General features: G+C 71.0%; 21 protein-coding genes. All 21 read right to left on the bottom strand.

All coding sequences use genetic code 11. The features are described from left to right. Window positions 1-44: 44 nt before the first annotated feature. On the bottom strand, window positions 45-1,598 hold the full coding sequence (nuoN, locus tag ACGFNF_RS16755; RefSeq protein WP_357576720.1) for an NADH-quinone oxidoreductase subunit NuoN: 1,554 nt from the start codon (window positions 1,596-1,598) through the stop codon (window positions 45-47). 52 nt (window positions 1,599-1,650) lie between these two features. After that, window positions 1,651-3,186, bottom strand: a complete 1,536-nt coding sequence (locus ACGFNF_RS16750) for an NADH-quinone oxidoreductase subunit M (protein WP_132232102.1) — start codon at window positions 3,184-3,186, stop codon at window positions 1,651-1,653. 64 nt (window positions 3,187-3,250) lie between these two features. Next, entirely contained in the window at window positions 3,251-5,209 is a 1,959-nt protein-coding gene (gene nuoL, locus ACGFNF_RS16745; RefSeq protein WP_357576719.1) for an NADH-quinone oxidoreductase subunit L, read from the bottom strand. 11 nt (window positions 5,210-5,220) lie between these two features. Continuing rightward, entirely contained in the window at window positions 5,221-5,520 is a 300-nt protein-coding gene (nuoK, locus tag ACGFNF_RS16740; RefSeq protein WP_132232104.1) for an NADH-quinone oxidoreductase subunit NuoK, read from the bottom strand. Continuing rightward, entirely contained in the window at window positions 5,517-6,287 is a 771-nt protein-coding gene (locus tag ACGFNF_RS16735) for an NADH-quinone oxidoreductase subunit J (protein WP_357576718.1), read from the bottom strand. The genes nuoK and ACGFNF_RS16735 overlap by 4 nt, the downstream gene beginning before the upstream one ends. Further along, window positions 6,284-6,925, bottom strand: a complete 642-nt coding sequence (gene nuoI / locus ACGFNF_RS16730; protein ID WP_089002426.1) for an NADH-quinone oxidoreductase subunit NuoI — start codon at window positions 6,923-6,925, stop codon at window positions 6,284-6,286. The genes ACGFNF_RS16735 and nuoI overlap by 4 nt, the downstream gene beginning before the upstream one ends. A gap of 1 nt (window position 6,926) precedes the next feature. Further along, complete coding sequence (nuoH, locus tag ACGFNF_RS16725; protein WP_311413649.1) at window positions 6,927-8,282, bottom strand: NADH-quinone oxidoreductase subunit NuoH; 1,356 nt, start codon at window positions 8,280-8,282, stop codon at window positions 6,927-6,929. Continuing rightward, the gene (locus ACGFNF_RS16720; protein WP_357576717.1) at window positions 8,279-10,792 is read right to left on the bottom strand and encodes an NADH-quinone oxidoreductase subunit G; all 2,514 of its coding nucleotides are present in this window, start codon (window positions 10,790-10,792) and stop codon (window positions 8,279-8,281) included. Before ACGFNF_RS16720 ends, nuoH begins: the two co-directional genes overlap by 4 nt. After that, a complete protein-coding gene (nuoF, locus tag ACGFNF_RS16715) occupies window positions 10,792-12,108 on the bottom strand; it encodes an NADH-quinone oxidoreductase subunit NuoF (protein WP_132232114.1) in 1,317 nt (438 codons plus the stop codon). Before nuoF ends, ACGFNF_RS16720 begins: the two co-directional genes overlap by 1 nt. Further along, entirely contained in the window at window positions 12,105-13,262 is a 1,158-nt protein-coding gene (gene nuoE / locus ACGFNF_RS16710) for an NADH-quinone oxidoreductase subunit NuoE (protein ID WP_357576716.1), read from the bottom strand. The genes nuoF and nuoE overlap by 4 nt, the downstream gene beginning before the upstream one ends. 52 nt (window positions 13,263-13,314) lie before the next feature. Beyond that, window positions 13,315-14,640 carry an NADH-quinone oxidoreductase subunit D gene (locus ACGFNF_RS16705; protein ID WP_311413645.1) on the bottom strand — a complete coding sequence of 442 codons (1,326 nt, stop codon included), beginning with the start codon at window positions 14,638-14,640 and terminating at the stop codon, window positions 13,315-13,317. Next, complete coding sequence (locus ACGFNF_RS16700) at window positions 14,637-15,374, bottom strand: NADH-quinone oxidoreductase subunit C (RefSeq protein ID WP_132232120.1); 738 nt, start codon at window positions 15,372-15,374, stop codon at window positions 14,637-14,639. The genes ACGFNF_RS16705 and ACGFNF_RS16700 overlap by 4 nt, the downstream gene beginning before the upstream one ends. Continuing rightward, the gene (locus ACGFNF_RS16695; protein WP_132232122.1) at window positions 15,371-16,048 is read right to left on the bottom strand and encodes an NADH-quinone oxidoreductase subunit B family protein; all 678 of its coding nucleotides are present in this window, start codon (window positions 16,046-16,048) and stop codon (window positions 15,371-15,373) included. The genes ACGFNF_RS16700 and ACGFNF_RS16695 overlap by 4 nt, the downstream gene beginning before the upstream one ends. 14 nt (window positions 16,049-16,062) lie before the next feature. After that, window positions 16,063-16,428, bottom strand: a complete 366-nt coding sequence (locus tag ACGFNF_RS16690; protein WP_111134310.1) for an NADH-quinone oxidoreductase subunit A — start codon at window positions 16,426-16,428, stop codon at window positions 16,063-16,065. 192 nt (window positions 16,429-16,620) lie between these two features. Beyond that, entirely contained in the window at window positions 16,621-17,898 is a 1,278-nt protein-coding gene (locus ACGFNF_RS16685) for a geranylgeranyl reductase family protein (RefSeq protein WP_132232124.1), read from the bottom strand. A 148-nt stretch (window positions 17,899-18,046) separates the two neighbouring features. Beyond that, window positions 18,047-18,277 (bottom strand): hypothetical protein, encoded by a 231-nt coding sequence (locus ACGFNF_RS16680; protein ID WP_393168773.1) that lies wholly within the window; start codon window positions 18,275-18,277, stop codon window positions 18,047-18,049. A 64-nt stretch (window positions 18,278-18,341) separates the two neighbouring features. Next, window positions 18,342-19,052: a demethylmenaquinone methyltransferase gene (locus ACGFNF_RS16675; RefSeq protein ID WP_151454888.1), complete on the bottom strand. Its 711-nt coding sequence runs from the start codon at window positions 19,050-19,052 to the stop codon at window positions 18,342-18,344. Window positions 19,053-19,166: 114 nt separating this feature from the next. Then, window positions 19,167-20,414 carry a cell wall anchor protein gene (locus tag ACGFNF_RS16670; RefSeq protein WP_393168770.1) on the bottom strand — a complete coding sequence of 416 codons (1,248 nt, stop codon included), beginning with the start codon at window positions 20,412-20,414 and terminating at the stop codon, window positions 19,167-19,169. A 221-nt stretch (window positions 20,415-20,635) separates the two neighbouring features. After that, complete coding sequence (locus ACGFNF_RS16665; RefSeq protein ID WP_357576714.1) at window positions 20,636-21,841, bottom strand: LPXTG cell wall anchor domain-containing protein; 1,206 nt, start codon at window positions 21,839-21,841, stop codon at window positions 20,636-20,638. Between the two features lie 352 nt (window positions 21,842-22,193). Continuing rightward, a complete protein-coding gene (gene mqnC / locus ACGFNF_RS16660; protein WP_151456466.1) occupies window positions 22,194-23,384 on the bottom strand; it encodes a cyclic dehypoxanthinyl futalosine synthase in 1,191 nt (396 codons plus the stop codon). Between the two features lie 144 nt (window positions 23,385-23,528). Then, window positions 23,529-25,376, bottom strand: a complete 1,848-nt coding sequence (locus ACGFNF_RS16655; RefSeq protein ID WP_393168768.1) for an FG-GAP-like repeat-containing protein — start codon at window positions 25,374-25,376, stop codon at window positions 23,529-23,531. Window positions 25,377-25,683: the final 307 nt, after the last annotated feature.

The raw sequence follows: 25,683 nt of genomic DNA, 5'->3' as shown, positions 1-25,683 counted from the left end.
CCGGCACGCCGTGGCGTACCGGCCCCCGCGGGCGTGAGCGTCGGTCATCTGACAAATTCGGCGGCGCCGGTGGCCAGGTCGAGCAGCGGCGCGGGCGCCACACCGAGCACCAGCGTGGCGAGCACGCCGATCATCAGCGCGGCCGAGGTCAGCCCGCCGGGCACGGCGACGGTCGGCGTCGACTCGCCGGGCTCGGAGAGCCACATCATCACCACGACCCGCAGGTACGGGAAGGCCAGCACCATGCTGGTCAGCACGCCGGCGATCACCAGCCACGCCTGCCCGCCCTCGAGCGCCGGGCCGAAGACCGCGAACTTGCTCGTGAAGCCGCTGGTCAGCGGGATTCCGGCGAAGGCCAGCAGGATGAAGGTGAAGATCCCCGCGTAGAACGGCGAGCGCCGTCCCAGCCCGGCCCAGCGGGACAGGTGGGTGGCCTCCCCGTCGGCGTCGCGCACCAGGGTCACCACGGCGAACGCGGCGAGCACCGAGAAGCCGTACGCGACCAGGTAGAACATCGTCCCGGAGATCCCGCCGGCACCCGGCGCGAGCACGCCGACCAGCAGGTAGCCGGCGTTGGCGATGGAGGAGTACGCCAGCAGCCGCTTGATGTCGGTCTGCGTGACGGCCAGCACCGCGCCGACCAGCATGGTCAGCACCGCCACGACGCCGAGGACCGGGGTGAAGTCCCACCGGGCCCCGTCGAACGCGACGTGGAACACCCGCAGCAGGGCGCCGAACGCGGCGACCTTCGTGCAGGCGGCCATGAGACCGGTGACCGGGGTCGGCGCGCCCTGGTAGACGTCCGGGGTCCAGACGTGGAAGGGGGCCGCCGCCGCCTTGAAGAGCAGCCCGATGGCGAGCAGCGCCATGCCGGCGAAGAGCAGCACCGGGCTGGCCGGGGAGTTCTCGACCGCGGCGTCGATGGTGGCGAAGTCGACACCCGCCTGCCGGCCCGGGATACCCGCCGTGAAGCCGTAGATCAGGGCCACGCCGAACAGGAAGAAGGCCGAGGCGTACGCGCCGAGCATGAAGTACTTCAGCGCGGCCTCCTGGCTCAGCAGCCGCCGGCGGCGGGCCAGCGCGCAGAGCAGGTAGAGCGGCAGCGAGAAGACCTCGAGCGCGATGAACATGGTGAGCAGGTCGTTCGCCGCCACGAAGATCAGCATGCCGCCGATCGCGAACGTGGTCAGCGGGTAGACCTCGGTGAGGCCGTTCTTGCCCTCGGCCTGCCGCCGGTCGTCGGCCGACTCGGCGGTGACGGCGGCCTGGGCGACGAACGCCCCGCCCCGCTCCACCGAACGCTCGCCGATGAGCAGCAGCGCCATCGCGGCGAGGACCAGGATCGCGCCCTGGAGGAAGAGCGTCGGCCCGTCCACCGCGATCGCCCCGCCGATCGTGATCTTCCGCTCGTCGGCCGCCAGCACCACCATGGTCAGCGCGGCGAGCACCGCCAGCAGGGCCATCGACAGCTGGACCACGTGCCGGAGCCGGCGGGGCACGAACGCCTCGACCAGCACGCCCAGCAGAGCGGCGCCCAGCATGATCAGGGTCGGAGCGAGCGCCGCGTAGTCGATCGACGGCAGTTTCAGCTCAGTCACTGCGCAAACCTTTCGTTCGCGACTGCGGGGCTCGCAAGCTCGCTCCTCGCGCTCACTTTGCCGCCTCCTGGACGGTGCCGCCCGAGGTCGGGGCGGGGTCGGTCCGGCCGACGTCCTGCATGGTCGCCTGCACGGCCGGGTTGATCACATCGGTGACCGGCTTCGGGTAGAAGCCGAGCAGCACGATCAGCGCGATCAGCGGCGCGACCACGAACTTCTCGCGCAGGTTCAGGTCACGCTTCATGCCGTCGATCTGGGTGAGCGCCGGGTTGAGCGTGCCCTGGGTGGTGCGCTGCACCATCCACAGCACGTACGCGGCGGCCAGGATGATGCCGAGCGTCGCGATCACCGCGACCGGCTTGTTCACCGTGAACGTGCCGATCAGCACCAGGAACTCGGAGACGAACGGCGCGGTGCCGGGCAGCGCGAGCGAGGCCAGACCGGCGAAGAAGAGCACCCCGGCCAGGATCGGCACCAGCTTGCCGGCGCCGCCGAAGTCGCTGATCAGCGCGGAGCCCCGCCGGGCGATGAGCATGCCCACCACCAGGAAGAGCAGGCCGGTGGCGAGCCCGTGGTTGACCATGTAGAGCACCGCGCCGGTGCCGGCCTGGGTGGTGAAGGCGAAGATGCCCACCCCGATGAACCCGAAGTGCGCGATCGAGGTGTACGACACCAGTCGCTTCAGGTCGTTCTGGCCGACCGCCAGCAGCGCGGCGTAGATGATGCCGATCACGCCGAGCGCCAGCGCCCACGGGGCGAACCACTTGGCCGCGTCCGGGAACAGCGGCAGGCAGTAGCGCAGGATGCCGAAGGTGCCGACCTTGTCGAGCACGCCGACGAGCAGCGCCGCCGCACCCGCCGGGGCCGCGCCACCGGCGTCCGGCAGCCAGGTGTGGAACGGGAAGAACGGCGCCTTGATCGCGAACGCGAGGAAGAAGCCGAGGAACAGCCAGCGCTCCGTGCCGGTGGAGATGTCCACCTGGGACAGCGCCTGCCAGTCGAAGGTCTTCCCGCCGACGACCCAGAGGCCGATCACCGCGGCGAGCATGAACAGACCGCCGACCAGCGAGTAGAGGAAGAACTTCACCGCCGCGTACTGCCGCTGGTGGCCGCCGTAGCTGCCGATGAGGAAGTACATCGGCACCAGCATGACCTCGAAGAACACGTAGAACAGGAACACGTCGGCGGCGGCGAAGACGCCGATCATCGTGCACTCGAGGACGAGCAGCAGGGCGAAGTAGACCGGCACCGACCGCTTGGACGACTCGGCGTCGTGCCAGGACGCCAGGATCACCAGCGGTACGAGCACCGCGATCAGCATCAGCATCACCAGCGCGATGCCGTCGGCGGCGAAGGTGAAGCTGACGCCCCAGTTCGGAATCCAGGTGTAGGACTCACGGAACTGGAAGCGGTCGCCACCAACCTCGAAGGTCACCCACATGACCACCGACAGCACCAGCACCAGCAGCGACCAGCCGAGCGCCACCTGCTTGGCCAGCTCCGGCCGGCTGCGCGGCAGGAAGGCCACCACCAGGGCGCCGACCAGCGGTGCCACGGTGAGCACCGAGAGGAACGGGAAGTCGGACATTATGCGGCCTTACCTCCGTCGTCACTGCGCGGTCCGCCGGAGACGGCCGCCTGGAAGAGGTCGATCACGCCAGCCACCCCGCCTCGACGGCCAGGAACGCCGCCAGGACCAGCAGCGCGCCGGTCAGGATCGAGGTGGCGTACGACCGGACGAAGCCCGTCTGGAGCCGCCGGAGTCGACCCGAGCCGCCACCGATCCCCGCCGCGAGGCCGTTGACCAGCCCGTCGACGCCCCGGTTGTCGAGGTAGACCAGCGCCCGGGTGAGGAAGATGCCCGGCTTCTCGAAGATCGCCTCGTTGACCGCGTCCGTGTAGAGGTTGCGGCGGGCGGCGGTGACCAGCACCCCGGCCGGCTGCGGCGCGGTGGCCGTGCCGTTGCGGAAGAGGAACCAGGCCAGCCCGGCACCGAGCACGGTGACCAGGATCGACAGGATCTTGATCACGGTGTGCGAGAGCACCGCGTGGTGCTCCCCCTCTGCCGCACCGAGTCCGGCCGTGGCGGTGAGCCAGTCCGGCACCGAGGTGGAGAGCAGCCAACCCGCCCCCACCGAGCCGACCGCCAGCAGGATCAGCGGGATGGTCATCAGCTTCGGCGACTCGTGCGGGTGCCCGATGTCCTCGGTCCAGCGCTTCGGCCCGTGGAAGGTGAGCACGAAGAGCCGGGTCATGTAGAACGCGGTCAGTCCGGCGCCGAGCAGGGCCGCGCCGCCGAAGAGCCAGGCGGTCCAGTCCTCCCGCTCGAACGCGGCCACGATGATCGGCTCCTTGGAGAAGAAGCCGGACAGCGGCGGGATGCCGATGATCGCGAGCCAGCCCGTCATGAAGGTGATCCAGGTGACCTTCATGTACTTCGACAGCCCGCCGAACCGGCGGATGTCGACCTGGTCGTTCATGCCGTGCATGACCGAGCCGGCGCCGAGGAACATGTTGGCCTTGAAGAAGCCGTGCGCCAGCAGGTGCACGATCGCCAGCGCGTAGGCACCGCCGCCGAGGCCGACGCCGAGGAACATGTAGCCGATCTGGCTGACCGTCGACCAGGCCAGCACCCGCTTGATGTCGTCCTTGGCCGCGCCGATGATGCAGCCGATCAGCAGCGTCAGCGCGCCGACGCTCACCACCACCAGCTGGAGGGTGGAGTTGGCCGAGAAGATCGGGTTCGAGCGGGCGATCAGGTAGACGCCAGCGGTGACCATGGTCGCGGCGTGGATGAGCGCCGACACGGGGGTCGGGCCCTCCATCGCGTCCGGCAGCCACGCCTGGAGCGGGAACTGGCCGGACTTTCCGGTCGCGCCGAGCAGCAGCAGCAGGCCGAGCACCAGCACCGTGGTCGCGGTCAGCGAGCCGACCCCGTTGAAGACCTCGTCGTACTGGGTGGTGCCGAGGCTGGCGAACATGATGAAGATGCCGATCGCCAGGCCGGCGTCGCCGACCCGGTTCATCAGGAACGCCTTCTTGCCGGCGGTGGCGGCGCTGGGCCGCTCGTACCAGAAGGAGATCAGCAGGTACGACGCCAGACCGACGCCCTCCCAGCCGAAGTAGAGCATCACGTAGTTGTTGCCGAGCACCAGCAGCAGCATGGCGGCGACGAACAGGTTGAAGTAGGCGAAGAACCGCCGGCGTCCCGTGTCGTGCGCCATGTACTCGACCGCGTAGAGGTGGATCAGGAAGCCCACCCCGGTGATCAGCAGCACGAAGACGGCGGCCAGCGGGTCGAAGAGCAGACCGAAGTCCACCCGCAGGTCGCCGACCGTGATGAAGTCCCACAGGCTCAGCTCGACCGACTTGTTCTCCAGCCCGCGGAGCTGGAAGAAGTAGGTCAGGCCCAGCACGAACGCGGCGCCGATGGCGGCCACCCCGAGCCAGTGCCCCCAGCGGTCCGCCCGCCGGCCGAGCAGCAGCAGGACCGCCGCGCTGAGCAGCGGAATCGCCACCAGCAGCCAGACGCTGCCCAGCAGCCCGTCCGCCGTCGCGTAGGCGACGGTGCCCACCGGCTCAGCCGGGGCGTTCGTCAGAATCGTTCCCACCGCAGGACCCCTCAGTACTTCAGCAGGTTGGCGTCGTCGACACTCGCGGAGCGTCGGGTCCGGAAGATCGCCATGATGATCGCGAGCCCGACCACGACCTCGGCCGCCGCCACCACCATCACGAAGAACGCCATGATCTGGCCGTTGAGGTCACCGTTGATCCGGCTGAAGGTGACCAGCGTCAGGTTGGCCGCGTTGAGCATCAGCTCGATGCACATGAAGAGCACGATCGCGTTGCGCCGGATGAGCACACCGACCGCGCCGATGGTGAAGAGCACCGCGGCCAGCACCAGGTAGTAGTCCGGCGTCACTTTTCCGTCCCCTTCAGGGTCGTCTCCCGGTCGTCCAGCTCGCGCACCGGCAGGATCTCCGGGGTGCTCCGCTCGGTCAGCCGGCCGTCCGGCAGACGGGCCGGGGTGGCCACGGAGGAGGAGGTCGCGTAGACGCCCGGGCCGGGCTTCGGGCCCGGGTAGTTGCCCGGGGCGAAGCGCGCCCGCATCGTCTTCGGCTGGTCCAGCCTGTCCTCCTTGCGCCGCTCGATGTGGGCCAGGACCATCGCGCCGATGGCGGCCGTGATGAGCAGCGCCGAGGTGAGCTCGAACGCGAAGACGTACTTGGTGAAGAGCAGCCGGGCGATGCCCTGCACGTTGCCCTCGGCGTTGGCCTGCTCCAGGCCGACCGCCGTGGTGCCCTCCAGCGCGCGCCACAGCCCGCCGCCGGCCAGGCCGGCGAAGCCGAGCCCGAGCACCACCGCCGCGACCCGTTGGCCGCGCAGCGTCTCGATCAACGAGTCCGAGGCGTCGCGACCCACCAGCATCAGCACGAACAGGAAGAGCATCATGATCGCGCCGGTGTAGACGATGATCTGCACCATGCCGATGAACGGCCCGGCCTGCAGGACGTAGAAGACGCCCAGGCAGAGCATCGTCAGCACCAGCCAGAGGGCCGAGTGCACGGCGTTGCGCGCCGCGACCATCCCGATCGCGCCGATCAGCGCCAGCGGAGCCAGGATGTAGAAGGTCACCTGCTCCCCGCTGGAGACCTCGCCCGCCGCGGCGAGCATCGTCTGCGTGGTCATGCTCCGTCTCCCTTGGCGGCTGCCGCCCGCTGGGCGTGCTGCTCGGCGCCCGGGAAGGTCACACCGGGGTGCTCCTCCACCTGGTACCGGCCCGGGTTGTTGGCCGAGTGCTCCGCGCCGGCCGAGGTGCCCGGGTTGGTCAGCGCGCCGACGTAGTAGTCCTTCTCGCTGTCGCCGAGTCGCATCGGGTGCGGCGGCTGCTCCATGCCCGGCAGCAGCGGCGCGAGCAGCTGCTCCTTCGTGAAGATCAGATCCTGCCGGTTGTCCCGGGCCAGCTCGTACTCGTTGCTCATGGTGAGCGAGCGGGTCGGGCAGGCCTCGATGCAGAGCCCGCAGAAGATGCAGCGGGCGTAGTTGATCTGGTAGATGCTGGCGTACCGCTCACCCGGCGAGAAGCGCTGCTCGTCGGTGTTGTCGCCGCCCTCGACGTAGATCGCGTCCGCCGGGCAGGCCCAGGCGCACAGCTCGCAGCCGATGCACTTCTCCAGCCCGTCCGGGTGCCGGTTGAGGATGTGCCGCCCGTGGTAGCGCGGCGCCGACACCGGCGGCTTGAACGGGTAGTCGGTGGTGATGACCTTCTTGAACATGTGCGAGAAGGTGACACCGAATCCCTTGAACGTTCCGGTGATCGCGCCCACGTCACACCTCCCTGGAGTCCGGGCCGGCGGCGATGTTGGCCGGTTCCCGCTCGGCGACCACGCGCCTCGTGCGCGGGCTCGGTGGTACCTGCAGGTCCATCGGGGGCAGCGGGAAGCTGCCGTGCGGCCGGTCGTTGACCTGCTCCTGGACCGTCGGCTTCGGCTGCTGCTTCCGGCTCGGCCAGAGCAGCGTGGCGAGCAGCAGGATGCCGGCGGGGATGCCGACGGCGATCAGCTTGCTGCGCGAGTCCCAGTCCTCGATCGAGCGCAGGCCGGCCAGGACCAGGATCCAGACCAGGTTGATCGGGAGCAGGACCTTCCAGCCGAAGCGCATGAACTGGTCGTAGCGCAGCCGGGGCAGGGTGCCCCGCAGCCAGACGAAGACGAACACCAGCATGACGACCTTGCCGAAGAACCACAGCATCGGCCACCAGCCGGAGTTGGCGCCCGCCCAGATGCTGGTGATCGGCCACGGCGCGTGCCAGCCGCCGAGGAAGAGCGTCACGGTGAAGGCCGACATGGTCACCATCGCGACGTACTCGCTGAGCATGAAGAGCGCGAACTTCAGCGAGCTGTACTCCGTCTGGAAGCCCGCCACCAGCTCCGACTCCGCCTCGGGCAGGTCGAACGGCGCCCGGTTCGTCTCACCGACGATGGCGATGAAGAACATGATGAAGCTGGGGAGCAGCAGGAGCGCGTACCAGCCGGGGGCCGGAACCTCGAAGCCCCCGATGCTCAGCCGGGTGCCGTCACCCTGGGCGGCGACGATCCCGCTTGTCGACATGGTGCCGGCGGTCATGAAGACCGCGACGACGCTCAGGCCCATCGTGACCTCGTACGAGACCAGCTGGGCGGCGGAGCGCAGGCCGCCGAGCAGCGGGTAGGTGGAGCCGCTGGCCCAGCCGCCGAGCACGATGCCGTACACGGCCAGCGAGGAGAGGGCCAGCACCACCAGCACCGCCACCGGCACGTCGGTGACCTGTAGCGGCGTCCGGTGCCCGAAGATGCTGACCATCGGCCCGAACGGGATCACCGACAGCGCGGTGATCGCACAGACCACCGAGATCACCGGGGCGAAGAAGAAGACGACCTTGTCGGCGGTCCGCGGGAGGAGGTCCTCCTTGAAGGCGAGCTTCAGGCCGTCGGCGAGGGTCTGCAGCAGACCGAACGGGCCGGCCTGGTTGGGGCCGGGCCGCACGGCCATGCGGCCCACGACCCGGCGCTCGAACCAGACGCCGAGCAGCGTGGCCAGCACGGCGACGACGAACGCGAAGACGATCTTGCCGAGGACCAGCCACCAGGGATCCCGGCCGAAGTCGGCAAGCGTCGGATCCTGGGCCAGGTAGACCGCGTTCACTGCTGTACACCCCCTGCGTTGAGGAGCGGGCCCGGGCGGTCCGCCGCGTCGGCGGCGACCGCGGCGGCGGAGATCCGCACGAGCGCTCCGGACGTCGCGCCGAGGCTGCGTCGCACGGTCGAGCCGGGCGAGTTGGTCGGCAGCCAGACGACGCCGTCCGGCATCTCGGTGATCGCCGCCGGCAGGGTCAGCGCCCCCCGGTCGGTGCCCACCGTCACCGGGTCGCCGTCGGCGACGCCGAGCGCCTCCGCGGTGCCCTTGCCCAGCCGGACCACCGGCGGGCGGGCGGTGCCGGCGAGGTGCTCGTCGCCGTCGGTGAGGCTGCCCAGGTCGATCAGCTGGTGCCAGGTGGCGAGCACCGCCTCACCGGCGCCCGGCTCCCGCACCGTGGCCGGCTCCACCGACGGGGCGGCGGGGCGGTCGGTCCGGGTCCGCGGCAGCGCGCCCAGCTCGCGGCGGACGCTGAGCACGTCACCGGTGCCGAGCTGCACGTCGAGCTGCGCGGCGAGCGCGTCCAGCACGCGGCCGTCGGTCATCGCGGCGGTGCGCAGCACCGCCTCGAAGGTGCGCAGCCGCCCCTCCCAGTCCAGGAAGCTGCCGGCCTTCTCGACCACCGGGGCGACGGGGAAGACCACGTCGGCCCGCCGGGCCACCGCGCTCATCCGCAGCTCCAGGCTGACCAGGAACGGCACCTCGTCCAGGGCCTTCTCGGCCAGCCGCGGGTCGGCCAGGTCGGCCGGGTCGACCCCGGCCACCACCAGCGCGCCGAGCTGACCGCCGGCGGCGGCGGCGAGGATCGCGTCGGTGTCCCGGCCGGCCTGGCTCGGGATCACCCCGGCGGGGATGTCCCACGCCTCACCCAGCTCGGCCCGGGCGGCCGGCTCGTTGACCAGGCGGCCGCCGGGAAGCAGGTTGGGCAGGCAGCCCGCGTCGACCGCGCCGCGGTCACCCGCGCGCCGCGGCACCCAGGCCAGCTTCGCGCCGGTACGCCGGGCCACGTCGGCCGCCGCGGAGAGGCCGCCCGGCACGCTGGCCAGCCGCTCGCCGACGATCAGGATCGCGCCCTCGGCGCTGAGCGCCTCGGCCACCGTCGCGTGCTCGGCGAGCACGGTCGCCTCCTCGCCCGGCACCACCCGGGCCAGCTTGGCCCCGAGCTTCTCCAGGCCGCGGGTGGCGAACGGCGCGATCGCGTAGACCGTCAGCTTCTTCTTCAGGTACGCCTTGCGCAGCCGCAGGAAGAGGATCGGGCACTCCTCCTCCGGCTCCAGCCCGACCAGCACCACGGCCGGCGCCTTCTCGACGTCGGCGTACGTGACGTCGGTGACCCCGGCGACCGAGCTGGCCAGGAAGTCCGTCTCCTCGCGGGAGACCGGCCGGGCCCGGAAGTCGACGTCGTTCGTGTTCAGCGCGACCCGGGCGAACTTCGCGTAGGCGTAGGCGTCCTCGACGGTCAGCCGACCGCCGGTGAGCACCGCCGTGCCCCGCCCGCCGTCCCGCGCCGCGCGCAGCCCCTCGGCGGCGACGGCCAGCGCCTCGCTCCACGCCGCCTCACGCAGCTCGCCGGTCTGCGGGTCGCGGACCAGCGGGGTGGTGAGCCGGTCGAAGGCGCGGGTGTACTGGAAGCCCCACCGCCCCTTGTCGCAGTTCCACTCCTCGTTCACCGCCGGGTCGTCGCCGGCCAGCCGGCGCAGCACCTTGCCCCGCCGCCAGTCGGTGCGCTGGGCGCACCCGGCCGAGCAGTGCTCGCAGACGCTCGGGGAGGAGACCAGGTCGAACGGCCGGGCCCGGAACCGGTACTGGGTGCCGGTCAGCGCGCCGACCGGGCAGATCTGCACCGTGTTCCCGGAGAAGTACGAGTTGAACGGCACGTCCCCGGACTCGTCGGCGGCCGAGCCGGGGCAGCCCGCGCCCGTCTCGACGCCGTAGTCCTCGTCCCGGTAGATGTTGATCTCCTCGGCGGACGACCGGCCCATCAGGTCGATGAACTTGTCGCCGGCGATCTCCTCGGAGAACCGGGTGCAGCGCTGGCAGAGCACGCAGCGCTCGCGGTCGAGCAGCACCTGCGTGCTGATCGGCAGCGGCTTCGGGTACTCCCGCTTGTGCTCGTGGAAGCGCGAGTCGGAGCGTCCGGTGGACATCGCCTGGTTCTGCAGCGGGCACTCGCCGCCCTTGTCGCACATCGGGCAGTCGAGCGGGTGGTTCAGCAGCAGCAGCTCCATGACCCCCTCCTGCGCCTTCTTGGCGACCGGGGAGGTGAGCTGGGTGCGTACGACCATGCCGTCGGCGACGGTCTGGGTGCAGGAGGCGACGGGCTTGCGCTGCCCCTCCACCTCGACCAGGCACTGCCGGCACGCGCCGGCCGGGGCCAGCAGCGGGTGGTCGCAGAACCGGGGGATCTCGGTGCCCAACTGCTCGGCGACCCGGATCAGGAGCGCCCCCTTCGGGGCGGTGACCTCGACGCCGTCGATGGTGAGCGTGACGGTTTCCGGGGCCTTGACGACGTCAGTCATTAGTGGGCTCCCACCAACTGTTTGTCGGACAGCTTCGGCGCCGTGCGCCCCTCGATGTAGTCGAGGTAGTCCTGCTTGAAGTACTTCAGCGACGAGGTCACCGAGCTGGTCGCGCCGTCACCCAGGCCGCAGAACGATCGGCCGAGGATGTTGTCGCAGGTGTCCAGCAGGGTGTCCAGGTCCTCGTGGGTGCCCTGACCGGCGAGGATCCGCCGGTAGACCCGGACCATCCAGTAGTTGCCCTCGCGGCACGGGGTGCACTTGCCGCACGACTCGTGGTGGTAGAACTCCAGCCACCGGTAGGTCGCGTAGACCGGGCAGTCCTGGTCGGAGAAGATCTGGGTGGCCGTGGTGCCGAGGATCGAGCCGGCCGCCGCCACCCCCTCGAAGTCCAGCGGCACGTCCAGGTGCTCGGCGGTGAGCAGCGGCGTCGACGAGCCACCCGGCGTCCAGAACCTCAGGTTGTGACCGGGCTGCATGCCGCCGGCCAGCTCGATCAGCTCCCGCAGGGTGACGCCCATGCCGCACTCGAACTGGCCGGGGTTGGCGATCCGGCCGGAGAGCGAGTAGATCATCGGGCCGGACGACTTCTCCGTGCCCATGGTCTTCCACCAGTCGGCGCCGCCCAGCACGATGTAGGGGACGCTGGCGATGGTGCCGACGTTGTTGACCACCGTCGGGCTCGCGTACAGGCCGTGGGTCGCCGGGAACGGCGGGCGCAGCCGGGGCTGGCCCCGGAAGCCCTCCAGCGAGTCCAGCAGCGCGGTCTCCTCGCCGCAGATGTACGCCCCGGCGCCCGAGTGCACCACCAGCTCCAGGTCGTACCCGGAGCCGAGGATGTTCCGGCCCAGGTAGCCCTTGGCGGTGGCCTCCCGTACGGCGTTGCGCAGCCGGCGTGCGGCGTGCACCGCCTCGCCCCGGATGTAGATGTAGGCGCGGCTGGCCCGGATCGCGTACGACGCGATGATCACGCCCTCGACGAGGGCGTGCGGGTCGTGCGTCATCAGCGGGAGGTCCTTGCAGGTGCCCGGCTCCCCCTCGTCGGCGTTGACGACGAGGTAGTGCGGCTTGCCGTCGCCCTGCGGGATGAACCCCCACTTGAGGCCGGTCGGGAAGCCGGCGCCGCCGCGACCGCGCAGGCCGGAGTCCTTGATCAGCTGGATCAGGTCGTCCGGGTGCGCCTTGAGCGCCTTGCGCAGGGCCGCGTAGCCGTCGAGCTTCTCGTAGGTGCCGATCCGCCAGGCGTCCGGCGAGAGCCAGCGCTTGGTGAGTACCGGCGTCAGCTTGGCCAGGGTCTCCGGCCGGGGAGTGGTCACTTCTGGACCCCCGTCTCGCTCGCGACGGCGGAGCCCGCGCCACCGGCGCCCGCCTCGGCTTCCTTGAGGTTGCGCTGCTGCGCACCGGCCTCGTCGCCGGCGGGCTTGCCGTCGCCGGCCGGCGCGTTGGCCGCCGCCCCGGCGGCCTCCGCCTCCTGCGCGTCGCGGGGAGCCGGCGGGGCGCCGTCCACCGGAACCTTGGTGCCCGGGGCGTCCGGCACGGCGGTCGCCGCGTCGGGCTGCCGGGTCTCGGCGGTACGCACCTCGGGCGACTTGGCGTCCGGCGCCCTGACGTCACGGGTGGTGCTGCCGGCCGCCTCGGCGGCGGGTGCAGGCTCGCCGGTGCCCGCGTTGCCCGTGGCGGGCCGGGTGCCGTTGCCGCTCGGGGCCGGCGCGGCCTTGGCCGGCTCGGGAGCCGGCTTCGCGGCCTCGCTCCTGGCCTTCGCCTCGGCGGCGGCCTTGTCGGCCTCGGCCTTGCTGCGGATCGGGGTGTTCGGGTCGAAGCCCGGCACGGAGATGCCGTGCTCCTGCGCCAGCCGCAGCCCCCGCAGGGTGGGCTCCCCCGGGCCGCCGTCGGCGACCGCGCCCTCCCGCTCGTCGGCGAAGCCGGCGAGCTGCACCGCCATCTCCTTGAGGGTGCAGAGCCGGGCGCCCCGGGTCGGCATCGGCCGGCCACCGGCGCGCAGCTCGTCGACGACGCCACGCGCGGTCTGCGGGTCCACACCGTCGAAGAAGTCGTAGTTGACGGTCATCACCGGGCCGTAGTCGCACGCCGCCAGGCACTCGGCGTGCTCCAGGGTGATCTTCCCGTCGGCGGTGGTCTCGTCGTGCCCCACGCCGAGGTGCTCGGTGAGGGTGTCGTAGACCTCCTGGCCGCCGAGCACGTTGCACATCGTGTTGGTGCAGACGCTCACCAGGTAGTCGCCGGTCGGCCGGCGCTTGTACATGGTGTAGAAGGTGGCGACCGCCCCCACCTGGGCCTTGTTCAGGCCCAGCACCTCGGCGCAGAACGCCACACCGGCCGGGGAGACGTAGCCCTCCTCGGACTGCACCAGGTGCAGCAGCGGCAGCAGCGCCGACCGGGACCGGTCGGCCGGATAGCGGGCGATGATCTCCCGCGCCCGCTCCCTGGTCTCGTCAGTGAAAACACTCATCAGCGTCGCCTTCCGTTCGCGACTGCGGGGCTCGCAAGCTCACTCCTCGCGCTCACCTGTCACACCCGCCCATGACGGGGTCCAGCGAGGCGCCACCGGCGATCACGTCGGCGATCAGGCCGCCCTCGGCCATCGCCGGGAGCGCCTGGAGGTTGACGAAGCTCGGCTCCCGGTAGTGCACCCGGTAGGGCCGGGTGCCACCGTCGGAGACGGCGTGCACGCCCAGCTCGCCGCGGGGCGACTCGATGCCGACGTAGACCTGGCCCGGCGGCACCCGGAAGCCCTCGGTGACGAGCTTGAAGTGGTGGATCAGCGACTCCATCGACTGACCCATGATCTTGGCGACGTGCTCCAGCGAGTTGCCCATGCCGTCGACGCCGATGGCGAGCTGCGCCGGCCAGGCGATCTTCTTGTCGGCCACCATCACCGGGCCCGGCTTGAGCCGGTCCAACGCCTGCTCGACGAGCTTGAGCGACTCCCGGATCTCGGCGAGCCGGACCAGGTAGCGGCCCCACACGTCGCCGTCGGTGTGCGTCGGCACGTCGAACTCGTACGTCTCGTAGCCGCAGTACGGCATGGTCTTGCGCAGGTCCCAGGCGAGGCCGGCCGAACGCAGCACCGGGCCGGTCACGCCGAGCGCGAGGCAGCCCGTCACGTCGAGCACCGCGACGTTCTTGGTCCGCTCGAGCCAGATGGGCTGCCCGGAGAGGAGGTTCTCGTACTCCTTGAGCCGCTTCGGCAGCAGCTTGAGGAACTCGCGGATCTTGACGATCGCCTCGTCCGGCACGTCCTGGGCCACGCCGCCCGGACGGACGTACGCGTGGTTCATCCGCAGGCCGGTGATGATCTCGAAGATCTCCAGGATGTACTCACGCTCGCGGAAGCCGTAGAGCATCATGTTGATGGCGCCCAGCTCCATGGCGGTGGTGGCCACCCAGACCAGGTGCGAGGAGATCCGGTTCAGCTCCATCATCAGGACCCGGATGGTGTTCGCCCGCTCGGTGATCTGGTCGGAGATCCCGAGCAGCTTCTCCACCGCCAGCGCGTACCCCGTCTCGTTGAAGATCGGGGCGAGGTAGTCCATCCGGGTCACGAAGGTGCTGCCCTGGACCCAGTTGCGGTATTCGAGGTTCTTCTCGATGCCGGTGTGCAGGTAGCCGACGACCGAGCGGGCCTCGCGGACCGTCTCGCCCTCCAGCTCCAGGATCAGCCGGAGCACGCCGTGCGTCGACGGGTGCTGCGGACCCATGTTGACGACGATGCGCTCGTCGTTGATGGGGTCGGCCCCCGAGACGACGCTGTCCCAGTCGCCACCGGTGACGGTGAAGACCTTCCCCTCGGTGGTGTCGCGCTCGGTGGCGTAGTTCGACGTGGTCACTGGTAGGACCTCCTCCGGTCCGGCGGCGGGATCTCAGCGCCCTTGTACTCGACGGGTACGCCGCCGAGCGGGTAGTCCTTGCGCTGCGGGTGCCCCTCCCAGTCGTCCGGCATGAGGATCCGGGTCAGGTTGGGGTGGCCGTCGAAGACGATGCCGAACATGTCGTACGCCTCGCGCTCCTGCCAGTCCGCCGTCGGGTAGATCGACGTGACGCTCGGCAGGTGCGGGTCCTCGACGGAGACCGCTGCCTCCAGCCGCACCGTGCGGCGGTAGGTCATCGAGGTGAGCTGGTAGACGACGTGCAGGCGGCGGGCGTCGGCGCCGAGGTAGTCGACCCCGGAGACCGAGGAGCAGAGCTCGAAGCGGAGCGCCATGTCGTCGCGCATCACCTGGCAGACCTCGGCGATCCGCTCGGGGCGGATGTGCAGGGTCAGCTCGCCCCGGTCGACCACGACCTTCTCGACGGCGTCGGCGAAGTCCGGGTACGCCTCCTCCAGCGCGTCGCGGACCTCGTCGAAGTAGCCCCCGTACGGCCGGGGGGCGTCCTCGATGGTCCGGCGCTGGCGGACGAGGCCGCCGAAGCCGGACACGTCGCCGGAGCCCTGGTTGCCGAACATGCCCCGGCCGGCCGGGCTGGCCGGGGGGTACTCGGCGGGTGCGGTGGTGCTGGCGCCGGCCGGCGTGACCGGAACCGGCACGCCGCCGTCGTCTTGCCTGTCCTGAGGCGCGGTCACTTCTGGACACCCCCGTGCTGCAGGTGGTTCTGGGCCTTCATCCAGTTCTCGATCCGCAGCTGCTCCTCGCGACCCTCACGGACCGCCTTGGTCCACTCGGCCCGCCGGGCCTTGTCGCTGCGGTACGACGACGGCATCGAGCCGTAGGGGACGACCGGAACGTCGCCGCGGGCCTTGCGCGCCTCGAGCATCTTGCGGCCGTTCGGGCCGAGCGGCTCGTGCCCGATCTTCTCGCGCAGCTTGAGGACCGCGTCGATGAGCATCTCGGGCCGGGGCGGGCAGCCGGGCAGGTACATGTCGACCGGGACGATGTGGTCGACGCCCTGCACGATGGCGTAGTTGTTGAACATGCCGCCGCTGCTGGCGCAGACGCCCATCGAGATGACCCAGCGGGGCTCCGCCATCTGGTCGTAGATCTGGCGCAGCACCGGGGCCATCTTCTGGCTCACCCGGCCGGCCACGATCATCAGGTCGGCCTGCCGGGGCGACGCCCGGAAGACCTCCATGCCCCAGCGGCCCATGTCGTAGTGCGGGCCACCGGCGGCCATCATCTCGATCGCGCAGCAGGCCAGACCGAAGGTGGCCCCCCAGACCGACGTCTTCCGCGACCAGTTGACCAGCTTCTCCACCGAGGTGAGCAGGACACCGGCGGGAAGCTTCTCCTCGATACCCATCTGAGGTTCCTCCCTCAGTCCCAGTCCAGGCCGCCACGCCGCCAGACATAGGCGTACGCGACGAAGACAGCGACGATGAACAGGACCATCTCCACGAAGCCGAAGATCGGCAGGGCGTCGAACGAGACCGCCCAGGGGTAGAGGAAGATGATCTCGATGTCGAAGACGATGAAGAGCATCGCCGTCAGGTAGAACTTGATCGGGAACCGGCCGCCGCCGACCGGCTGCGGGCTGGGCTCGATGCCGCACTCGTACGCCTCGAGCTTGGCCTTGTTGTAGCGCCGGGGACCGGCGAAGCGGGCAGCGGCCACGGAGAACAGCGCGAACCCCGCGGCGAGGGCGAACAGCCCGATGATCGGTGCATAAGGCGAGAGCGACATCGTTTTCTCCTGCTCGTCCTTCCCTGCCCTGGTCCTTGTCAAAAATCACACTATTCACGTCCCTCGCGACGGTCGTCGGCGGGGGTCGATCTCCCTTGTCCGCACCTGCGGTCATCGCAGACCGTGGACGGGGCCGTCACACGGGGCTGCCTTCGTTCGCGACCGCAGGCGCTCGCAGGCTCGTTCCTCGGGCTACACGGCCGGCGCCACTCTCGTCATCGTGTTGATGACGCGGTCCATCGCGTCCCCGTCGCGGGGGTCGGTCAGGTTGGCCAGCAGCTTGAGCACGAAGCGCATCAGCATCGGGTGCGGCATCCCGTGCTTCGTGGCCATCCGCATGATCTCGGGGCGGCCGATGAGCTTCACGAAGATGCCGCCGAGCCGGTAGTAGCCGCCGAAGCGGAGCTTCAGCTCCGTCGAGTACGCCGTCAGCGCACGCTCCCGGTCCGCGCCGGCCGGGCGCGCGAGCGCCTGCACGGCCACCTCCGCGGCCAGCTCGCCGGACTCCATCGCGTACGCGATGCCCTCGCCGTTGAACGGGTTGACCATGCCGCCGGAGTCGCCGACCAGCATCACGCCGCGGGTGTAGTGCGGCACCCGGTTGAAGCCCATGGGGAGCGCGGCGCCGAGGATCGGCCCCTCCGCGTTCGCCTCGTCGGTCATGCCCCAGTCGGCGGGCGTGTTGGCCAGCCAGTCGGTGAGCAGCCGGCGGTAGTTGGTCTTGCCGAACGCGGACGAGGAGTTGAGCACCCCGAGGCCGACGTTGACCCGGCCGTCGCCCAGCCCGAAGATCCAGCCGTACCCGGGCAGCAGGTTGTCGCCGCTGTCCTTGCTGCGCAGCTCGAGCCAGGACTCCAGGTAGTTGTCGTCGTGCTTGGCGGGCGAGCGGTAGTAGCGCCGGACGGCGACGCCGATCGGCCGGTCCTCGCGCTTGGCCAGCCCGAGGGCGAGCGGGAAGCGGCCGGAGACCCCGTCGGCCGCGACGACCAGCGGAGCGTGGAAGGTGGCGGGCTCCTTGCCCGGGCCGACCTCCGCCTCGACGCCGGTGACCCGGCCGTCCGGGCCCAGCACCGGGCCGGTGACGTTCACGCCGGTGCGCAGCTCGGCGCCGGCCTCGACGGCGCGCCGGGCGAGCAGGTCGTCGAAGTCGAGCCGGGTGCGCACCAGGCCGTAGTTGGGGAAGCTCGCCAGGTCGGGCCAGTCCAGCTCCAGCCGGACGCCGCCACCGATGACCCGCAGGCCCCGGTTGTGCAGCCAGCCCGCCTCGGGCGAGGTGTCCACGCCCATCCGGATGAGCTGCCGCACCGCGCGCGGGGTCAGCCCGTCGCCGCAGACCTTCTCCCGGGGGAACTCGGTCTTCTCCAGCAGCAGCACCCGTACGCCGTGCCGAGCCAGGTGGTATGCGGTAGCCGACCCACCGGGACCGGCGCCCACGACGATCACGTCGGCGTCATGCTCCACCGCGGCCATCCCGCGCCTCCTCCCGCATGCTCGTGAAATGCTTCACAAGCCAGACGGTGGGAGTCTATGACCGACGTCATGACCACGCCGGACCAGGGGTACCTAACTTGCCGGAGACACGTCGGCCGAGGTCGGAGGCGGGGCGCCGGGGCGGGCCTCAGCGCCGGGCGGAGGCGGCCGGATCCAGGCCGGCGTCGTGCCGGATCGTCTCCGGCAGGTGCTCGCGCAGCGCGCCGCCGGCGGCGCGGTCCAGGGCGGCCAGCACCTCGGCCACGACCTGACGGACGTCGGCGGGATCCGCGCCGGCCAGCTCCTTGAGCTGGGCGATGAGTTCGGTCCCGTCGTCGTCGGTGGCCTCCGCGCCGACCGCCTGGTGTCGTCCCGTCATGGGGGCGAGCTTACGGAACAAAGTGGATCAAAAACGGATATTCAGGGAAAGGGCGCCGACAGGTCTAGACGCGGACCGCGCGGTGCAGCGCCGCGATCCCGCCGGTCAGGTTGCGCCACGCCACCCTGCCCCAGCCCGCCGCGCCGATCCGCGCGGCCAGGGCCGGCTGGTCGGGCCACGCCCGGATCGACTCCGCCAGGTAGACGTACGCGTCGGGGTTGCTGGAGACGGTGCGGGCCACGCTCGGCAGCGAACGCATCAGGTACGACAGGTAGACCGTGCGGAACGCCGGGTTCACCGGGGTGCTGAACTCGCACACCACCAGCCGGCCGCCCGGCCTGGTCACCCGGGCCAGCTCCCGCAGGGCGGCGTCGGTGTCGTTCACGTTGCGCAGCGCGAACGAGATGGTCACCGCATCGAAGCTCGCGTCGGCGAAGGGCAGCTTCAACGCGTCCCCGGCCAGCAGCGGCACCTGGGGACGGGTGCGCTTGCCGACGCGCAGCATGCCGAGGGACAGGTCGGCGCCCACCGCGTACGCGCCCGACTGGGCCAGTTCCTCGGTGGACACGCCGGTGCCGGCGCCCACGTCGAGCACCCGCTCACCCGGCCGCAGGTCGAGCGCGGCCCGGGTGGCCCGGCGCCAGAACCGGTCCTGCCCGAAGGAGAGGACGGTGTTGGTCAGGTCGTAGCGAGCCGCCACGCCGTCGAACATCGCGGCGACCTCGTGCGGCTGCTTGTCCAGGTTGGCGCGCTGGCCCTGCGGGGTACGGCTCACCCCTCCACTCTGCCAGTCCGGCCCGCGCGGGCGGCCGGTGGGTCGGCCGCACCACCACCCGGACACACCACGGGGGCGGGATGGTCGCCCACCCCGCCCCCGCGTCGTCGTACGTCAGTCGGTCGACTTCTCGTCGCCGGGCGCCACCAGGACGACCCTGCGCCGCCGGGAGAGCAGCAGCAGCGCGCCGCCGGCCAGCAGCACGGCCGCACCGATGCCGCCGATCAGCCCGGCCTGCACGCCGGTCACCGGCAGCCCGCCGTCGCCGCCGCCACCGCCACCGGGGGTGGTGGTCGGGGCCGCCGTGGGTACGCCGGTCGGGGTCGCCGTCGGGGTGGGCGTCGGCTCACCGGTCGGCGTCGGGGTCGGGGTCGGCTGCGCCGACAGGTCGACGAAGGCCTCGAAGACCGTGTGGTTGTCGCCCATGTCGGCCTCGGAGAAGGCCTTCCGCTGCGCCTGGCCGGCGATCCGCGGCTCCTCCTCCGGCTCGCCCTCGGCGACGTCCAGCCCGTACGCGAAGAGGTCGCCCTCCCGCAGCACCGGCTCGGTCACGTCGTCGCCGACCTTCACCGTCACGTCGGCGGTGTAGTACTGCCCCCGGCGGATGGTCGCGCCGGCGTCCTCGCAGAACGCCTGCTCCCTACCGAGGAACACCTGCGTGACGCAGCCCTGCGGCACCGTCACGAAGCTCACACCCGCCGGGAGGGTGATGCCGTAGAAGACGCCGGTCGCGGGCCGGCTGCCGTCGTTGTAGACCGCCCAGTCCAGCGGGACGGTCTCGCCCCGGCGCACCGGCCTGAGGTCCGGCTCGTCGGCCACCGCGCCGTTGACCACGACGCCTGCCTGGACGTCCTGCGCCCAGGCGGTGAGGTCGTAGCCGGGCTTCGTGACGGTCACCGGCACGACGACCTTGTCGCGAACCTTGCCCCCGGGCGTCGCGGTGACGACGTGCACGACCAGCTTGCCGCCGTCGCCCCGGCCGCCCGTGCTGAACAGCGGGACGCCGAAGTCCTTGCTGGTGCCGGCGGGCAGGTCGCCGAGGGAGCACTGGTAGAGGTGGCTCTCGATGGCGCGGCAGTTCTCGGGCACCAGGAAGCCGACGCGCTTCTCCTTGAGCTGCTGGGTGTTGACCCGCAACGAGACGTCCTCCGCCGTGGCCGTGCCGACGTTGGTGACGGTGAACTTGAACGGCTTGCTCCGGGCCGCGTCGACACCCTTCGCGAGCTGGGTGCTGATCGGGGTCAGGGCGAGGTCCGGCCCGTCGGCGGCCTGGGCGGGAACGGCGACGGTGGTCAGGCCACCCGCCGCGAGGAGTGCCACGGCACCGGCGCGGGCCAGGGCCGAGCGATGGAACAGGGTCATCGGTCCCCCGGGGGGTTAGGAAGAAACGGATGGTTGCGGAACCCGGGCGGACGCTATCGAAGGTCGAAGCGGCACGCCAGCAGGGAGATCGTGTTTCATCCGTCCGGCCGATCCGGACGGACGGACGGTCCGACGCACAGCGGGGGCGGGATGGTCACCCATCCCGCCCCCGCTGCCGTGCGTTATGTGAACGACCCTCGCGGGTCGATGGAGGACGACCGTCAGGCCGTCGGCTTCTCGTCGCCCGGGGTCACCAGGACGACCCGGCGCCGCCGCGCCACCATGAACATGGCCGCGCCCGCGATCAGCACCGCGCCGCCGATGCCGCCGATCAGCGTGGTCTGCGCGCCGGTGACCGGCAGGCCGCCGTCGTCGTCACCGCCGCCGCCCGCGCCGCCCTTCGCCGCGACGATCACGGCGTACGCGTCGGAGTTGTCGGTGGCGTCCACGTCGGTCGCCCGCAGGCCGGTGACGTTCTCCGGCAGGGTGACCGCGGCCGCCCGCATCCGGCTGGGCGCGGACCCGACCGGCTCGACGCTGACCAGACCGCCCTTGAGGGCACCCGGCTTCACGTCCGCCGCCACGTCGAACACGTGGTAGAAGCCGTAGGCCGAGTAGAGCTTGTCCTCGGGGTTGGTGTCCTCGTCCTGCGGGATCAGGCCGAAGTTGGCGTAGGTGCAGGTGAAGGTGGACTTGTCGGCCGCGTACTCGCAGCCCGGCTCCACCTCGGTCGGGGTGACGCCCTTGGGCAGCTTGACGCTGATCTTCAGACCGGCGGCGGCCTTGTCACCCTGGTTGGCGATGAAGTAGGTCAGCGCCGAGCGGCCGCCCGCGTGCAGGTCGCCGGAGTAGACCGGGTTGCCGTCGACGATCTTCACGGCCTGCTTGACGTCCTCGGCGACGACCGAGAGGTCCGGCCCGCTGGCGTCGGAGAAGTCCAGCGTCGCGGTCTTGGTGTTGTTCGCCGCGTTGGTGTCGTCCTTCGAGATGAGCTTGAAGGAGAGCGGGGCCTTGTAGGTGCCCTCGGCCTCGCTCTTGAACAGCACGATCGGCAGGTCGGTGGTCTCGCCCGGGCCCGGCAGGCCCTTCTCCGTCGCGTGGCAGATGAACGCGGTCGGCTTCTCCCCGGCGAGCTCCACGTCGCAGCCGTCCTCGACGGCCGGCCAGGCGGCGACCTTGTCGAAGTCGACCTTGGACACGTCCACCCGCACGGACAATTCGCTCGGGGTGTTCTTGCCGAGGTTGGTCACCTTGGCGTAGGCGAACTTGCCCTGCGCGTTGGCGGCGACCCGCGTGCCAGCCACCTCGATCGCGAGGTCCGTCTCCGTGCCCGAGGCGTGAGCCGGGCTACCGAGGGCGGTCAACGCGCCGGAGGCGAGCAGCGCGCCGGCGCCGATACGCGCCAGCGAACGGTTACGGAAGATCATGGAAGAGTTCCCCCCGTTGGGGTGAAGGAAAGGTACGGCCGGGGACGTTAGCGCTAAGCGATCACGCCCGCCACCCCACGGAACGGGCGCGTTGAACAGCCTGGCTAAGAATCACTTAAGGAATGCCCGGATTGATATGTCTTGCTGCCCCGGCCACCCCGACACCGGCTCCGAACGGCAATCTAATTGAGATCAACGGCCGACGGGAATTCACCCGATCGGCCAGCCGAGCGAGCCATTTACGGTCACTTTCCGTATTCCCGTGATCCACGCAGTGGTCCACGTACGACGACACCCCACCGCCAAACGACGGTGGGGTGTCGGTGGTGCGGGTGCCTGCGGACGCCCTGCCTCAGCGGGCGTCGACAAGCGGCAGGGACTTCCCGGCGCCGCCGCCCGGCATGGCGATCGAGGAGAAGTGCGAGACGACCCGCTCGTCGGTCGGGTCGTCGGCCGGGGTGCGGTGCACGGCCAGCCGGTTGTAGAGGGTGTCGCGCTGGGCGGGGATCCGGTCCGCCGAGCGGATCATGCCGATCAGCTCGTGCAGGTTGGAGCGGTGCCGCGCGCCGGCCGAGGAGATGACGTTCTCCTCCAGCATGATCGAGCCGAGGTCGTCCACGCCCATGTGCAGGGCGAGCTGCCCGACGTCCTTGCCGGTGGTCAGCCAGGACGCCTGGAGGTGCGGCACCGTCTCGAAGAAGAGCCGGGCCACCGCGACCAGCCGCAGGTACTCCAGGGTGGTGGCCTGCGTACGGCCCTTGAGGTGGTTGTTCTCCGGCTGGTACGTCCAGGGGATGAACGCCCGGAAGCCCTTCGTGCGGTCCTGCACGTCGCGGATCATCCGCAGGTGCTCGATCCGCTCGGCGGCGGTCTCGCCGGTGCCCATCATCATGGTGGCGGTCGACTCGACGCCCTGCCGGTGCGCCAGCTCCATGACCTCCAGCCAGCGCTCGCCCGACTCCTTCAGCGGCGCGATGGCCTTGCGCGGCCGGGCGGGCAGCATCTCCGCGCCGGCGCCGGCGATCGAGTCCAGCCCGGCCGCCTTGATCCGGGCGATGGCCTCGTCGAGGCTGACCCCGGAGACCTTGGCCATGTGCAGGATCTCGCTGGGGCCGATCGAGTGGATCGCCAGCTGCGGGTACGCCTTCTTGACCGAGGAGAACAACTCCTCGTAGTACTCCACGCCGTAGTCCGGGTGGTGCCCGCCCTGGAGCATGACCTGGGTGGCGCCCAGCTCGACCGCCTCGCCGCAGCGGCGCAGGATCTCCTCGGTCGGGTGGGTCCAGCCCTCCTTGTGCTTGGGGGCCCGGTAGAACGCGCAGAACTTGCACGCCGTCACGCAGACGTTCGTGTAGTTGATGTTGCGGTCGATCAGGTACGTGACGACGTTGTCCGGGTAGCGGCGGCGGCGCACCGCGTCGGCGGCCTCGCCCAGGGCGTGCAACGGCGCCTCGGTGTAGAGCAGCAGGGCCTCCTCGGGCGTGATCCGCCCGCCGTCCGCGCCACGCTGCAGGATGTCGTCGATCTCCCGGCTCACACTCACCCCCCGAGCCTACGTCGCCCGCGCAGGGGGCCGGCCGATGGCCGCCGAACAGCCCGCCCGGCGGCCCCTCGGGTGTGACGGTGTTCACCCTTGCCGGTGGTGCGGCGCCGCCCGTCCGACGACGGACGACGCCGCACCCTCCGGTCAGAAGACGCGCGGGATGCTGCTGGACGTCCAGCCGCTGCCCACGGCACTGGTGCTGGTGGCGTAGAGCTTGAAGTCGGCGCTCAGGTCCCCGGTCGACTGGAAGCCGAGCATGACGCCGGCGGAGTCCTGGCCGATCAGGTCGGTGCGGCCGTCGCCGGTGAGGTCCCCGACCAGGATGCGGGGCCGGTTCGTCGTGCCCCAGTTCGTGCCCACGTACGGGTAGGGCCCGGAGAACAGCAGCCCCTCGCCGGTCATCGCCCCGGACGACCGGTACGCCCGCAGCCGCCCGTCCGCGAGCTGGGCGACCAGGTCGGTGGTGCCGTCACCGTCGAAGTCGGCCGGCAGGATCCGAGGAATCGAGGAACTCCGCCAACCGGTGCCGACCACCTTCGCCGCGAGCGTCGTCGGGAAGAGCCTCATGTCCATGGAAAGATTCCCGCTGGACGGGTAGCCCTTCATGGTGCCGTCGGCGTACTGGGCGATCAGATCGGTCCGCCCGTCGCCGTTGAAGTCGCCGGTCAGGATGCGCGGCACCTCCGTGGTGGTGAACCCCGTGCCGACGTCCCTCGTAGTCCCGGCGAACAGCCGGGCGTCGGCCGACAGGTCGCCCGTCGACGTCCAGACCCGCAGCGTGCCGTTGAGCAGCTGACCGAGAAGGTCGGTGCGGCCGTCGCCGTTGAAGTCGCCCGGGATCAGGCGGGGGATCGAGCCGTTGGTGAAGGCGGTGCCGACGATCGCGGACGCCCCGGCGAAGAGCCGGTAGTCGGCGGAGAGGTCGCCGGTCGACTCCCAGGCGGTCAGGGTGCCGTCGCCGCTCTGCGCGATGATGTCCGCCCGGCCGTCCCCGGTGAAGTCCCCGGTGAGCGCCCGCGGCCGGTTCGCCCCGCCCCAGTTCGTCCCCACGTAGCGGTAGGGCGACGGGAAGAGCGGGGCGGTGCCCGAGAGGTCCCCGCTCGACCGGTACGCCCGCAGCCTGCCGTCGGCGAGCTGGACGACCGCGTCGGTGCGGCAGTCGCCGGTCCAGTCGCTCAGGATCACCACACCTGCCTGGTCTGCCGGGCCGTGACTCGCGCCACCGGCACTGCAGTTGTTGGGCGTGTTCTGGCGGATCCAGCCGGCCAGGTCGTCGGTGCGGGTCTCGATGGCGTCCCGCCGGGTCTCCGTCTCGGCGAGACAGCCGCCCTGCCAGGAGGTGGCGTGTACGGCAACCAGCTCGGGACGCCCGTCCACCACCCGCACCGCCGGCCCTCCGGCGTCGCCCTTGCAGGTGGTCGGCCCACCCTGCTCGTTGCTGATCGCGACCGAGGTGGCCGAGACGTCGCCGACCGTGACCGGCGCACCGTGCAGCTTGTCGGGCACCCACTCGGTGGCGGTACGACCGAAGCCGAGCGCCTGCAACGTCTCGCCCGGCACGGGTGCCCCGGTGGCGAGCGCGACCGGGGTGACGCCGACCACCGGCAGCGTGAGCCGGAGCAGCGCGAGGTTCCGATCCGGGTGCGGCACCACGAGGTTGGCACGCTGCACCCGGCCGTCGTTCGTGGTCAGATCCAGCCGGCCCACGGTGACCGTGGTGGGCCAGGCGGGCGCGCTCGCAGTCGAGCGGGGGCCCGGGGTGGGGGGAAGGCATGAATGGGCCGTCAACACCCACTGGGGCGCGACCAGCGCCCCGGAGCAGGCGCCCATCTCACCGAAGGTGACCTTCGCCGCGAAGGCGTACGCGCTGTCCGTGACCGGGCTGCCCCCGCTTACCGCCCGGGCCGGCACACCTGCGACGGCACCCGCCGTCAAAGCGGCGGCGACACCGATGACGAGGGCTCTTCGCCGTCGTCGTACCTGCTGATCCATCGACTCTCCGTTCCTCGGGCACGGCGGCCGGCCGCCCGCGCTCCGGCGCCGGCCGTCTCGACCCGCCGGTCCGCCCGGGGCACACCGGTCGGCCGCGTCACCTGTCAGTGACGGACTGGAATATAGATGTTGGGCGGTCGCCGCACCGCCCCGCTCGACCGCCACGATCGGGCCCTCCCGCCGCACAGATCGAACCATCAGCATTCGACCGCCAGTTCGACCTGTGGCGCAGCATCGCCTACGACGGCCAGGTCAAGGCCCCGAGCTGACCGCACGCAGGGGGGTCGGCGGGTGCGACGCGGTGCCT

The sequence above is a fragment of the Micromonospora sp. NPDC048868 genome (genome assembly GCF_043198195.1).
Taxonomy (GTDB): Bacteria; Actinomycetota; Actinomycetes; order Mycobacteriales; family Micromonosporaceae; genus Micromonospora; species Micromonospora reichwaldensis.
The sequence above is the reverse complement of the archived record's forward strand: the minus strand, read 5'-3'. Positions and strand labels throughout refer to the sequence as shown.

Bases quoted from the DNA above. Each gene is read 5' to 3' on its own strand.
- ACGFNF_RS16680 (WP_393168773.1), bottom strand. From the start codon at position 18,277: ATGACGGGACGACACCAGGCGGTCGGCGCGGAGGCCACCGACGACGAC.
- ACGFNF_RS16735 (WP_357576718.1), bottom strand. From the start codon at position 6,287: ATGACCACGCAGACGATGCTCGCCGCGGCGGGCGAGGTCTCCAGCGGG.
- ACGFNF_RS16685 (WP_132232124.1), bottom strand. From the start codon at position 17,898: ATGGCCGCGGTGGAGCATGACGCCGACGTGATCGTCGTGGGCGCCGGT.
- ACGFNF_RS16665 (WP_357576714.1), bottom strand. From the start codon at position 21,841: ATGATCTTCCGTAACCGTTCGCTGGCGCGTATCGGCGCCGGCGCGCTG.
- ACGFNF_RS16720 (WP_357576717.1), bottom strand. From the start codon at position 10,792: ATGACTGACGTCGTCAAGGCCCCGGAAACCGTCACGCTCACCATCGAC.
- ACGFNF_RS16690 (WP_111134310.1), bottom strand. From the start codon at position 16,428: ATGTCGCTCTCGCCTTATGCACCGATCATCGGGCTGTTCGCCCTCGCC.
- ACGFNF_RS16670 (WP_393168770.1), bottom strand. From the start codon at position 20,414: ATGACCCTGTTCCATCGCTCGGCCCTGGCCCGCGCCGGTGCCGTGGCA.
- ACGFNF_RS16655 (WP_393168768.1), bottom strand. From the start codon at position 25,376: ATGGATCAGCAGGTACGACGACGGCGAAGAGCCCTCGTCATCGGTGTC.
- ACGFNF_RS16695 (WP_132232122.1), bottom strand. From the start codon at position 16,048: ATGGGTATCGAGGAGAAGCTTCCCGCCGGTGTCCTGCTCACCTCGGTG.
- ACGFNF_RS16750 (WP_132232102.1), bottom strand. From the start codon at position 3,186: ATGTCCGACTTCCCGTTCCTCTCGGTGCTCACCGTGGCACCGCTGGTC.
- nuoE (WP_357576716.1), bottom strand. From the start codon at position 13,262: ATGAGTGTTTTCACTGACGAGACCAGGGAGCGGGCGCGGGAGATCATC.